The organism is Streptomyces sp. NPDC051051 (genome assembly GCF_040682975.1).
In the GTDB taxonomy this organism is placed as follows: domain Bacteria; phylum Actinomycetota; class Actinomycetes; order Streptomycetales; family Streptomycetaceae; genus Streptomyces.
On sequence record NZ_JBFBCB010000050.1, the window covers coordinates 46,188 to 56,747 of the forward strand.

Annotated in this window: 11 protein-coding genes, 2 pseudogenes and 1 riboswitch; of the genes and pseudogenes, 6 read left to right on the plus strand and 7 right to left on the minus strand. The window is 71.9% G+C overall.

Features of this window, described 5'->3' with window-relative positions; all coding sequences use genetic code 11:
* Nucleotides 1–49: 49 nt before the first annotated feature.
* Entirely contained in the window at nucleotides 50–793 is a 744-nt protein-coding gene (locus AB0N31_RS29730) for a CbtA family protein (protein WP_366061540.1), read from the minus strand.
* A gap of 15 nt (nucleotides 794–808) precedes the next feature.
* Entirely contained in the window at nucleotides 809–1,027 is a 219-nt protein-coding gene (locus AB0N31_RS29735; protein WP_366061541.1) for a CbtB-domain containing protein, read from the minus strand.
* A 62-nt stretch (nucleotides 1,028–1,089) separates the two neighbouring features.
* Nucleotides 1,090–1,162: riboswitch (cobalamin riboswitch) on the minus strand.
* Nucleotides 1,163–1,278: 116 nt separating this feature from the next.
* On the opposite strand from AB0N31_RS29735, the gene AB0N31_RS29740 reads away from it, so the two are divergent.
* Nucleotides 1,279–1,872 carry a histidine phosphatase family protein gene (locus tag AB0N31_RS29740; RefSeq protein ID WP_366061542.1) on the plus strand — a complete coding sequence of 198 codons (594 nt, stop codon included), beginning with the start codon at nucleotides 1,279–1,281 and terminating at the stop codon, nucleotides 1,870–1,872.
* A 34-nt stretch (nucleotides 1,873–1,906) separates the two neighbouring features.
* Here AB0N31_RS29740 and AB0N31_RS29745 read toward each other — a convergent pair whose 3' ends face one another.
* Nucleotides 1,907–2,419 (minus strand): DUF4396 domain-containing protein, encoded by a 513-nt coding sequence (locus AB0N31_RS29745; protein WP_366061543.1) that lies wholly within the window; start codon nucleotides 2,417–2,419, stop codon nucleotides 1,907–1,909.
* Between the two features lie 243 nt (nucleotides 2,420–2,662).
* Between AB0N31_RS29745 and AB0N31_RS29750 the strand changes: the two genes are divergently transcribed.
* Nucleotides 2,663–3,121 carry a hypothetical protein gene (locus AB0N31_RS29750; RefSeq protein ID WP_366061544.1) on the plus strand — a complete coding sequence of 153 codons (459 nt, stop codon included), beginning with the start codon at nucleotides 2,663–2,665 and terminating at the stop codon, nucleotides 3,119–3,121.
* Nucleotides 3,122–3,252: 131 nt separating this feature from the next.
* On the opposite strand, the gene AB0N31_RS29755 is transcribed toward AB0N31_RS29750, so the two are convergent.
* Together AB0N31_RS29755 and AB0N31_RS29760 are read right to left on the minus strand one after the other, a co-directional pair.
* Nucleotides 3,253–5,535 carry a heavy metal translocating P-type ATPase gene (locus AB0N31_RS29755; RefSeq protein ID WP_366061545.1) on the minus strand — a complete coding sequence of 761 codons (2,283 nt, stop codon included), beginning with the start codon at nucleotides 5,533–5,535 and terminating at the stop codon, nucleotides 3,253–3,255.
* 109 nt (nucleotides 5,536–5,644) lie between these two features.
* Entirely contained in the window at nucleotides 5,645–5,941 is a 297-nt protein-coding gene (locus AB0N31_RS29760; RefSeq protein ID WP_366061546.1) for a heavy-metal-associated domain-containing protein, read from the minus strand.
* A 538-nt stretch (nucleotides 5,942–6,479) separates the two neighbouring features.
* Between AB0N31_RS29760 and AB0N31_RS29765 the strand changes: the two genes are divergently transcribed.
* Nucleotides 6,480–6,827 (plus strand): isochorismatase family cysteine hydrolase, encoded by a 348-nt coding sequence (locus AB0N31_RS29765; protein ID WP_366061547.1) that lies wholly within the window; start codon nucleotides 6,480–6,482, stop codon nucleotides 6,825–6,827.
* Nucleotides 6,828–7,052: 225 nt separating this feature from the next.
* Entirely contained in the window at nucleotides 7,053–7,433 is a 381-nt protein-coding gene (locus tag AB0N31_RS29770; protein ID WP_366061548.1) for an antibiotic biosynthesis monooxygenase, read from the plus strand.
* Between the two features lie 160 nt (nucleotides 7,434–7,593).
* On the opposite strand, the pseudogene AB0N31_RS29775 reads toward AB0N31_RS29770, so the two are convergent.
* Nucleotides 7,594–8,238, minus strand: a pseudogene (locus tag AB0N31_RS29775) (IS6 family transposase); the annotation flags it as partial.
* 72 nt (nucleotides 8,239–8,310) lie between these two features.
* Here AB0N31_RS29775 and AB0N31_RS29780 point away from each other — a divergent pair.
* Nucleotides 8,311–8,640: pseudogene (locus AB0N31_RS29780) on the plus strand (DDE-type integrase/transposase/recombinase); the annotation flags it as partial.
* Between the two features lie 447 nt (nucleotides 8,641–9,087).
* On the opposite strand, the gene AB0N31_RS29785 reads toward AB0N31_RS29780, so the two are convergent.
* Entirely contained in the window at nucleotides 9,088–9,930 is an 843-nt protein-coding gene (locus tag AB0N31_RS29785) for an alpha/beta hydrolase (protein WP_366061549.1), read from the minus strand.
* Nucleotides 9,931–9,992: 62 nt separating this feature from the next.
* Here AB0N31_RS29785 and AB0N31_RS29790 point away from each other — a divergent pair, with 62 nt between their 5' ends.
* Entirely contained in the window at nucleotides 9,993–10,469 is a 477-nt protein-coding gene (locus tag AB0N31_RS29790; protein ID WP_366061550.1) for a MarR family transcriptional regulator, read from the plus strand.
* The last annotated feature ends 91 nt before the right edge of the window (nucleotides 10,470–10,560 follow it).

Consider the following 10,560-nt stretch of genomic DNA (forward strand, 5'->3'; position numbering starts at 1 on the left):
GCCGGGCGCGCCCCCGGCAGCCCCCGTCGAGTGGGGCCGTGTCGTCGTCTCAGGCGGCCAGGCCGGCCACCCTGCCGCGTACGGCTCCCGGTTCCAGGACGCGTTCGGCCAGGTGGCCGAAGAGGAGCCCGAAGGCGGACCACAGCACGGCCTCGATGCCGATCGAGGCCATCCGGAACTCCCAGAGACCGGCGGCGGGGAAGCCCGCCGGGATGCTGTCCCCCGGCGGCAGGACCGCCATCGCGACCCCGACCACCGTGACGAAGGCGACGCCGGCGGTGATGGAGGCGTTCCAGTTGCCCCAGGCCGGGGCGAGCCTGCGGCCCAGCAGGACGGCGGCCGTGCCCAGCAGCACGCTCAGGGCGATCATCAGCACGAACAGGCCGGTGCGCCTGCCGATGGTGTCCGGGTCGCCGACCGCCGGCGGGTTCGCCGGGTACTTCAGGATCGGTACCAGATAGACGAGGAGGAAGCCGGCGAGCGCGGTCAGCGCGGCGGTCGCCCGCGCGCCGAACCGGCCGATGCGCCCCAGCGCGAAGCAGAACGCGAGCGCCGCGATGCCGCCGATGGCGACGCCGAAGACGAGCACGCCCGTGGCGAGCCCGGCCGTCGACTGGAGGGACCTGCCGACCAGTTCCTCACCGTGCTCGTGGGAGCGGGACTCCTCGAACGCGATGGCCGCGTCCACGGAACCCTCTCCGACGAAACGGGCGAAGACGAAGGCGAGCACGCCGGCGCCCAGGCCGGCGAGCATGCCGCGTACCAGCAGGGTGCGTACGGTGGCGGAGTTCATGGCAGCGGCGCCCCGTCAGTGGCAGGGGAAGCCGAGGAGGTGGCGGGCGTCGTGCACCCACTCGTGCACGCCCTCACCCGAGACCAGTGCGGTGGCGCCCTGCTCGGCGCCGACGAAGTACAGCAGGACGAGCATCAGGACGCCGACGAAGACCGCCCAGGGGGCGATCGCCCGCAACGGCAGCGGAGTGAGGGTCTGGACGGTGGGCGTGGGGGCGGCGGTGGACTGCGCCATGGCGAGACCTCCTCGGGAACATCGCGTCCCGCATCGTGTGGAGCACGCGACGACGGCGTCGGGTCTGACTCACCGCCACCTCGGGGGAGGGGCGGCACACAGTGGCGCGACCGTGCCGGGCTTGCACCGGCTTCCGTGGCGCCGTCGTCCTTGTCGCCCCTGATGGTAGGGGCACCGCGACCGTCGGCCAACATGGCGTACGCCACCCACGATGAACCGCCCACCGGGCGGAATCCGGCGAAGGGACCGTCATGACCGTACGGCTCACCCTGCTGTGCGCCGCCGCCCCCACGGGCCGCGACGTACGCTTCGGCGACACCCGCCTCGACGAGCCGGCGCTGCGTCGGGCACGGGCGGTGGCGGCGACCGTCGCCGCGGTCCTGCCCGCCACGGCCGCCCGGCGTACGGCGCCCTCGCAGCGATGCCGGCGGACGGCACGGGCCCTGGGCTGGGACGCCGTCGTCGAACCGGCTCTGCGGGACCTGGACATGGGCGACTGGCGGGGCCGGACGCTCGACGAGGTGGCGGCCGGTGACGGTGCCGGGCTGGCGGCCTGGATGACCGATCCCGGAGCCGCTCCCCACGGCGGGGAATCCGTGGCGGACGCCTGCGGCCGGGTCACCGCCTGGCTGGACGGGCTGCCGCCGGACGCGGGACCGGTGCTGGCCGTGGTGGAACAGGCCGTGGCGCGGGCCGCGGTACTGCGGGCACTGGACGCGCCGTTGTCGTCGTTCTGGCGCGTGGACGTCCCGCCGCTGTCCGCGGTGCGTCTCACCGGCCGGAGCGGCCGCTGGAACCTGCGGATGGGTGCGCTCGCCGGCGAGGACGTCGGCGCGGACGGCTGAAACCGTCGGCGCCGACGTCCTCGCCGGCTGATCGTCAGTGGTGGGCGTGGACGACGGCGTGGCCCTTGCCGCGGCCGATCATCCACTTGTTGACCGGGGTGGTGATCAGGAAGGCGACCGCGAAGCCGCCGAGCAGGGACGACCAGAACAGCCCCTCGGAGAGGTGGGCGTCCATCGCGCCGGGGACGAGGGCGATGATGCCGTTGTCGACGAGCTCCATCACGGCGATGGACACGGTGTCGGCGGCGAGCGCCACCCTGACCGCGCTCCCGAGGTCGAGTCCGGCCCGGACGACGGCGAAAAGGGTGAACGAGTAGCCGAAGAGGAACGCCAGCGCGATCGCCAGGACCATGGTGGCCGCGTTGCCCCACATCAGGGCGGTGCCGATGACCATGCCGAGGATCTCGCCGACGGCGCAGCCGGTGAGGCAGTGCAGGGTCGCCCTGACCGCCGTGCCCCAGGACGCTCCCGGCCCCGCGTGGCCGTGGTGCTCCTCGTGCGGCGCGGGGTGGTGCCCGGTCGTCGTGCGGTGAGCGGTGTGGTCCATGACCGTCATCCCCATTCCCGTCGAGTGCGGCCCGTCCTCCCGGGCCCCACAGTCGTCGACTGTATACCCCCTGGGGGTATGCGGCAAGGGTGGGGCGGAGACTTTCGCCGCCCGTCGGCGACGGCCCCGGGGACCGCCTCGTCGTCAGCGGGGCGGACGTGTTCCCCGGCTGCCGCGGTCCGGGACGGGACGGCTGATTTCCGCGCCGGGACCGGCCCCGGCGCGGTCGGCTACCGTGTCCGCGTGATCAGGAGGGAGCGGGACGGCCTCACCGACCGCGAACGTTTCGGCGACCGGTGCCTCCAGGGGCGGGACCGCTTCGCGGACATGGCCCGGGACGCCGACTGGAACGGCCTCTTCGAGGAGTCGGGGAGCCGTCCGGAGTGGGTCGATCCCCCGCTGCCCGGCAACCGGAGCGGCTTCGCCCCGCTGCGCCAGGCGGCCTGGCACGGCGCGGACTTCGCGGTCGTGTCCCGGCTGATCGCGCACGGCGCCTGGCGCACGCAGCGCACCCGGGACGGGCGCCGCGCCGTGGACATCGCGCGCGATCGGGGCACACGCGTCTGCTGGAGCTGCTGGAGCCGGTCGTGGTGCGGCGCCTCCCCGCCCCTCCCGAGGCGCTGGAGCGGCGCTTCCACGCGCTGCTGCGGGACCGCACGGGCAGCTGCTTCGAGGAGATCGAGCATCTGCTGCCGCCGCTGACGCCCTGCCGCTGAGGTGCGGGCGCCGAACCGGGGCGCCCGCCGCCCGGCCCGCGCCCGTCCCGGTGCGCCGCCGCCCGGCCCCTGTCCTCGCGGACGGCGACCGGGCGGCGGCCCGTACGGCGCGGGCGGCTACCTGAAGGAGCGCAGCCGCAGGCTGTTGGTGACGACGAAGACCGACGAGAAGGCCATCGCGGCGCCCGCGATCATCGGGTTGAGCATCCCGAAGGCCGCGAGCGGCAGGGCCGCGACGTTGTAGCCGAAGGCCCAGAACAGGTTGCCCTTGATGGTGGACAGGGTCTTGCGGGAGAGACGGATCGCGTCCGCCGCCACCCGCAGGTCGCCCCGTACGAGGGTCAGGTCGCCCGCCTCGATCGCCGCGTCCGTGCCCGTGCCCATCGCCAGACCGAGGTCCGCGGTGGCGAGGGCGGCCGCGTCGTTGACGCCGTCGCCGACCATGGCGACCGTGCGGCCCTGCGCCTGGAGCCGCTTGACGACGTCGACCTTGTCCTGCGGCAGCACCTCGGCGATCACTTCGTCGATGCCGACGCTCCGAGCGACCGACTCGGCGACGAGCCTGTTGTCCCCGGTCAGCAGGACCGGTGTCAGCCCCAGTCGGCGCAGCTCGGCCACGGCCTCGGCGCTGGTCGCCTTGATCGCGTCCGCGACGGTCAGGACACCGCGGGCCTCGCCGTCCCAGGCCACGGCCACTGCGGTGCGCCCCTCGGCCTCCGCGGCGGCCTTGGCGTCGGCCAGTTCGCGCGGCAGCTCGATCGCCCACTCCTCGAGGAGCTTCTCGCGGCCGACGAGTACGGCGTGTCCGTCGACGACGCCCTGGACGCCGAGACCGGCGACGTTCTGGAAGTCCTCGGGGACCGGCAGGCTTCCCGCCCGGTCCGCGGCACCGGCGGCGACCGCCCGGGCGATCGGGTGCTCGGAGGCGTGCTCCAACGCACCCGCGAGGCGCAGCAGTTCGCCTTCGGTCACATTCGGTGCGGTGAACACGTCGTGGAGGCTCATCCGGCCGGTGGTGACGGTGCCGGTCTTGTCGAGGACGACCGTGTCGACCCGGCGGGTGGACTCCAGGACCTCAGGGCCCTTGATCAGGATGCCGAGTTGGGCGCCGCGGCCGGTGCCGACCATGAGGGCGGTCGGCGTCGCGAGACCGAGGGCGCAGGGGCAGGCGATGATCAGGACGGCCACGGCGGCCGTGAAGGCGGCGGTCGCGTCACCCGTGACACCGAGCCAGGCGCCGAGGGTGGCCGCCGCGATCAGCAGGACGGCGGGGACGAAGACTCCGGAGATCCGGTCGGCGAGGCGTTGCACCTCGGCCTTGCCGTTCTGGGCGTCCTCGACCAGCTTCGCCATGCGAGCCAGCTGCGTATCGGCGCCGACCCGGGTCGCCTCGACGACGAGTCGGCCGCCGGCGTTCACCGTCGCCCCGGTCACGGTGTCGCCGACGCCCACGTCCACCGGTACGGATTCGCCGGTCAGCAGGGAGGCGTCGACCGCGGAGATCCCCTCGACGACGGTCCCGTCGGTCGCGATCTTCTCGCCCGGGCGGACGACGAAGCGGTCGCCCGGCACCAACTGGGCGACAGGAATGCGTACTTCGGTGCCGTCCCGCAGCACGGAGACGTCCTTCGCGCCCAGTTCCAGCAGTGCCCTGAGCGCCGCGCCGGCCTTGCGCTTGGACCTCGCCTCCAGGTAGCGCCCGGCGAGGATGAACGTCGTCACGCCGGCCGCGGCCTCCAGGTAGACGGAGGACGAGCCGTCGGAACGGGAGACGGCGAACTCGAAGCCGTGCTGCATGCCCGGCATGCCGGCGGTGCCGAAGAACAGGGCCCACAGCGACCAGCCGAGGGCGGCGAGCGTGCCGATCGACACCAGGGTGTCCATGGTCGCCGCGCCGTGCCGGGCGTTCGTCCAGGCGGCCCGGTGGAAGGGCGACGCGCCCCAGACCACGACCGGAGCGGCCAGTGTCAGCGACAGCCACTGCCAGTTCTCGAACTGCAGGGCCGAGACCATCGCCATCAGCACCACGGGCACCGAGAGGGCCAGCGACACGAACAGGCGCTGCCGCAGGGTGAGCAGCTCGTGGTCGGCGGCGGGCGCGGTGCTCCCGGCGTCGCCCCCGTCGCCCGGGGGAGCGGGCGGGGGCGGCGCCGCTGCCGTGTAGCCGGTCTTCTCGACCGTGGTGATGAGGTCGGCGACCTCGATCCCGTCCGGATAGGAGATCTTCGCCTTCTCCGTGGCGTAGTTGACGGTCGCCGTGACGCCGTCCATCCGGTTGAGCTTCTTCTCGATGCGGGCCGCGCAGGAGGCGCAGGTCATGCCGCCGATGGAGAGCTCGACCTCGGAGACGGGCGAGGGCGCCCGGTCGGGAAGCGTCTTGTCGGGAGCCGTGCTGGTCATGGAGGTACTCCTGGGGAGGGCCGGGACGTGCGGCGTCCGTATCAGCGGAGCGGCACGCCCCGGCGGGGAGGAATGCGCGTGCTCCGGGGCCGTCGGGCCCCGGACGGGCTCATGCCGCGCCGGCGAGCTCGTAACCGGCCTCGTCGACGGCGGCGCGGACGGCTTCCTCGTCGAGCGGGGCGGCGGAGGTGACGGTGACCTCACCGGTCCCGGCGACCGCCGTGACCGTGGTGACGCCGTCGAGTGCGGAGATCTCCCGCGAGACCGCGCCCTCGCAGTGTCCGCAGGTCATGCCGGACACCCGGTAGACGGTGGTGACGGCGCCGTCCCGGGTGCCGGTCGCGGCGCCCGAGTGGCACGAGCCGTCGGTGGAGCAGCAGGAGTCGGAGTTCTTCAGGTCGGTCATGGCGTCTTCCTCGGTTGTCGATGCACGGGTCGCTTCCGGAGGGGCTCGATCCGCCCCTCCCGACAGGATCGACTATATACCCTGGGGGGGTATGCCGGAAGTCCGGGGGGGGCACGCGATGCCCGTTGCCGTCGAGCCTGTGTGACGAGCGGGATACGGCCGCCGCTCACCGGCTCCGCGCCGCGGCCCTCCACGACGTGCCGCGGCACGCGCCGTCGCGCATTCCGGAGCCCGCGAGGGAGCGGCGAGACGGAGACCTCCACCGGGACCCGCGCGCGACGGCGGAAGCGGCCGGGCCGCGTCGGTCCCGGAGGCGGGGCTGCCGGTCGTGGTGGCGTCGTCGGGCCGGTCGGCTGGCCGCGCGAGCCGCGGGCCGCGGGCTTCCGTGCCGGCTCGTGAGCCCCTACGCCCCGCTGTCGGTGCGGGACGGGTCCACCGCCTCCGCGAGTGCCGTGTCCGGCCTCGGTAGGCCCAGCGCCTCCAGCCGTGAGTCCTCCCACAGGGCCAGCAGCCGGGACCCGTCGAGGTGTGGGCTCCGATGGGCCGCCGCCCCGACGAGGCCCTGATCCGCAAGCCCTCCTACGGCGCGTTCTACGACACCCCGCTCGACACGATGCTGCGCAACCTCGGCCGCGACACGGTCATCGTCACAGGCACCCTCACCAACTACTGCTGCGGCACCACGGCCCGGCAGGCATACGAACGCGGCTACAAGGTCGTCTTCGGATCCGACACCACGGCCACCGACGACGAGTCCCGCCAGGAACCAGAACTCGCCGTCCTGCGCAAAGGCTTCACACTCGTGCTGACCGCCGAGGGGATCAGGAACCGACTGATCGCAACCGCGCCGGCACCGGAGGACGGGGACAGGGCGAACATTGCCTGATGCGGCACTAGCCTGATCACGACTCGATACGCGCCCTAGCGCCGCATCAGGCAGGGTTCGCCCTGGTGTTCCCCGCCCCTCGCGCCGTTCTGTGAGCCGGTGGGCTCGTGGCCGTTTCCGAGGAGCTGGAGGAGAGCTCAGATAGCTTTGGACAAGGCCCGATCCCTTGATCCCGTTCAGGAAAGACGCTGGATCGTTGGGCGCATCCAGCCTTACGGTGGCGCCATGAGCGATCACTCGGAAGCGCCTGTCGCACCTGTCGAGGCCTATGAACCCCCCTACTACGTGGCTGTCTTCACTACGGTGCGAACTGAGGTCCAGAGCGGCTACAGCGAGACCAACGCACACATGGAAGACCTGGTGAAGGACGTCCCTGGGTTCCTGGGGATGGACCACGCGCAGACTCCTGGCGGGCTGGGCATTACCGTCGGGTACTTCCGCGACGCCGATGCCCTCACCGAGTGGCGGAGCAACGCCGAGCACCGCGCGGCGCAAAAGCGCGGGCAAGCCGAGTGGTACCAGAGCTACACGCTGCATGTGGCGAAAGTGGAGCGGAGTCACGGGTTCACGCGAGCGCAGGTCCCGCAGAGCCCGACAGCAGGCTGACCTTTGCACGGCGCTGTCACGTTGTCGGGTGGGTCGTTGCCTGAAGGTGTGTCGGGGCGGGGCGTAAGGGCTTGCGGCTCGGGGCTGTGTTCAGGCCGTGGTGGGCCGGCTGGCGCCGGTGATCTGGTTCCCAGATGGCGAAGCGGATGGTCATCTCGGCGCGGTAGCCGGAGGCTGTCATCAGGTGGCGTCGGGGCCGGAAGTGGGGTGAGATGCCGCTGAACGCGGACAGGAATCGCTGTGCCCCACCGGTGCTTCGAAAGCCCTTCATCGCGTGTTCACGCCGTCGCGTGGGCTGGTGGCCTTTCTCCGCCCGGTTGTTGAGGTACTTCGACTGCCGGTGCTCGACGGAGGGTATGACCTCGCGGTGGGCAGCGCCGTAGGAGCGGAGCTTGTCGGTGACGACCACCCGCGGGCCCGAACACGTCTTCGTCATCAGGCGGCGGAAAAACCGCCTGGCCGCAGCGGTGTCCCGCCGGTTCTGCACGAGGATGTCCAGCACGTTGCCGTCCTGGTCGACGGCCCGACACAGGTACTTCCGCTCGCCGTTGGCCTTGATGAAGACCTCGTCCAAGTGCCGTGTGCCGCCGGGCCGGGGCCGGCGACGGTGTAGTCCGTTTGCGTAGACCTGGCCCCACTTCCCACACCATCGCCGCACCGTCTCGTACGAGACGAGCACACCACGCTGAAGCATCAGCTTCTCCACCTCGCGGAACGACAGCGGGAAGCGGAAGTACCACCACACACAGTGGGCAATGATCTCGACCGGGTACCGGTGACCCCTGCGCGACGGTGCGCCGGCCACAGACGACCCCTCGCAGCTTGATCAACCCGAAAATCGTCCCACCCGGTCAACCATCGTCACAACGCCCTGCCGAGGAAGTACCTGTGGCGGGCGGTCGACCAGGACGGCAACGTCCTGGACACCCTGGTGCAGGACCGCCGGGACAAGGCCGCGGCCGGGCGCTTCTTGCGCCGCCTGATGAAGAAGACCCGCACGGTGCCGCGGGTGATCGTCACCGACAAGTTCCGCTCCCACGGCGCCGCCCGCCGCGAGGTCATGCCTTCCGTCGAGCACCGTCAGTCGAAGTACCTGAACAACCGGGCCGAGGACAGCCGCCAGCCAACGAGGCAGCGTGAACGGGCGATGACAGGCTTTCGCTCCGTGGGCGGGGCCCAGCGGTTCCTGTCCGCGTTCAGCGGCATCTCGCCCCACTTCCGGCCCCGCCGACACCTGATGACCGCTGTCGCCCACCGAGCCGGTATGAACATCCGCTTCGCGATCTGGGCCACGTCACCGGCGCTGCCGACCGGCCCACCACGGCCTGACCACAGGCCCGGTTCCCAGGCCCAGCCTGCCCGACGCGCCGTCGGGCAGTCACACACCCGACAACGTGACAACGCCGTTCGAGCCGCAGCGCGCGGGGCTTGGGCAGGCGGACCGGAAGCCGGTTCTCGATCGGGTCGGCGTGCTCGACGAGGCGGCGCAGGGAATCGACGGGAAGGTTCTCGGTCCGGCCGTCGTCGGCGTGGGTGGCCCGGGCGCCGATCCGGCAGGTGCCGGAGGACCCGACGTCGACATGGCGGTGGGCGCACAGCCGTTCGGTGACATGCACGCCTCCGACGCCGGGCTCCTGCACGTCGATGGTGGTCTTCACGGACGGACGGGCGGTTGCGGGTCCAGGCCGCGGAGGAAGTCGGTGACGAACCGGGTGTATTCCTCGGGGTGGTCGAGGTGGGGGAAGTGTGCGGCGTCCTCGATCACGGTCGTCCAGCCTCGCGGTGCCGTGCGTGCGACGAACTCCGCCATGGCCCGTAGCTCGGGTGCGTCCTGTGCGCCGTTGAGGGCGAGCACGGGGACGGCGATCCGGCCGGCCCGGGCGCCGAGGTCCTCGACCGGGACGTGGTGGTCGGGTTCCCCGGGAGTGTGCTTGGCGATGGTCCGCTCGCGCATCCGGCGCAGGCGGAGGTAGATCTCGGGCCGGACGGCGTCCCGCGGTCGTTCGGGGCCGTGTGCCCAGGCGTCGCTCGCGTCGTGCCATGCCTCGATGTCGCCGGCAGCCAGAGCCTGGAACTGCGCGGCCTGGATCTGCTTGGACCACGGGTGGGTGAACTCGCGTTCGTCCGTGCCGCCGCCGGAGACGACCAGGGCCCGGACCAGCTCGGGGTGTTCCAGCGCGGTTCCCACCGCGATCACCGCACCCATGGAGACGCCGACGAGGACGGCGGGACCGACGTCCAGGTGGTGCAGCAGTGCGGCGAGGTCGTCGGTCTGGCGGAACGGGCGACTCGCGTTGGCGGACCATCCGTGGCCGCGGGCGTCGGGTGCGATGACGCGGAACTCCTTCGCGAAGGCCGGGATGTGCTCGTCCCACATGGTGTGGTCGAGGAAACCGGCGTGCAGCAGCACCACGGGCAGGCCGGTGCCGCCAGTGTCGCGGTAGGCGAGCTCGCCGTCGGAGGATGCGAAGAAGTCGAGATCGGAAGCTTCATTCATGACAACCAGGTTGTCATGAAGCGGGGAGGAGTGGCAACTCAATTGTCATTTATCATCGGTGGGTGAGTGATGGAGAACGTCCGCTGTCGCCCGACGAGGCGGGACCGCGGCTGATGGAGGTCTTTGCCCTGGTGGGACCGCTCTACCGGCGGGTCCACCGCAAGATCGAACAGGACGCCCCGCGGCAGGGGATGTCGGTGGGGGTGCGCGCGGTGCTCGATCTGCTGCGCGAGCACGGACCGATGACGGTCCCCCACATGGGCCGGGCGCAGTCCATCAGCCGTCAGTTCGTCCAGCGGATGGTCAACGACGCCGCGGCGGACGGCCTGGTGGAGGCCGTGCCGAACCCGGCGCACGCGCGGTCCTCACTGATCCGCCTGACCGACGCCGGCCGCACGGCGATCGAGGCCGTCGTCGCACGGGAACACGCACTGCTGCGCGAGGCGGCGGACGATCTCACCGCAGCCGATGTGGACACATGCGTGCGGGTGCTCAGCCGGATGCTCGCCCTCTTCGAGGACCCTGACGCCACCGGCTAGTACTCCAGCAGGATTTCGCTGTCTGACCTGGTCTTTCGCCGGGCGGGCGGAGTGTAGCGCGGCTTCGATCGTGTGGGGGCGGTCTTACGGG

Excerpts from the sequence above, each read along its gene's own strand:
- AB0N31_RS29730 (WP_366061540.1), bottom strand. The coding sequence starts at position 793 with ATGAACTCCGCCACCGTACGCACCCTGCTGGTACGCGGCATGCTCGCC.
- AB0N31_RS29735 (WP_366061541.1), bottom strand. The coding sequence starts at position 1,027 with ATGGCGCAGTCCACCGCCGCCCCCACGCCCACCGTCCAGACCCTCACT.
- AB0N31_RS29740 (WP_366061542.1), top strand. The coding sequence starts at position 1,279 with ATGACCGTACGGCTCACCCTGCTGTGCGCCGCCGCCCCCACGGGCCGC.
- AB0N31_RS29745 (WP_366061543.1), bottom strand. The coding sequence starts at position 2,419 with ATGGACCACACCGCTCACCGCACGACGACCGGGCACCACCCCGCGCCG.
- AB0N31_RS29755 (WP_366061545.1), bottom strand. The coding sequence starts at position 5,535 with ATGACCAGCACGGCTCCCGACAAGACGCTTCCCGACCGGGCGCCCTCG.
- AB0N31_RS29760 (WP_366061546.1), bottom strand. The coding sequence starts at position 5,941 with ATGACCGACCTGAAGAACTCCGACTCCTGCTGCTCCACCGACGGCTCG.
- AB0N31_RS29765 (WP_366061547.1), top strand. The coding sequence starts at position 6,480 with ATGGGCCGCCGCCCCGACGAGGCCCTGATCCGCAAGCCCTCCTACGGC.
- AB0N31_RS29770 (WP_366061548.1), top strand. The coding sequence starts at position 7,053 with ATGAGCGATCACTCGGAAGCGCCTGTCGCACCTGTCGAGGCCTATGAA.
- AB0N31_RS29785 (WP_366061549.1), bottom strand. The coding sequence starts at position 9,930 with ATGAATGAAGCTTCCGATCTCGACTTCTTCGCATCCTCCGACGGCGAG.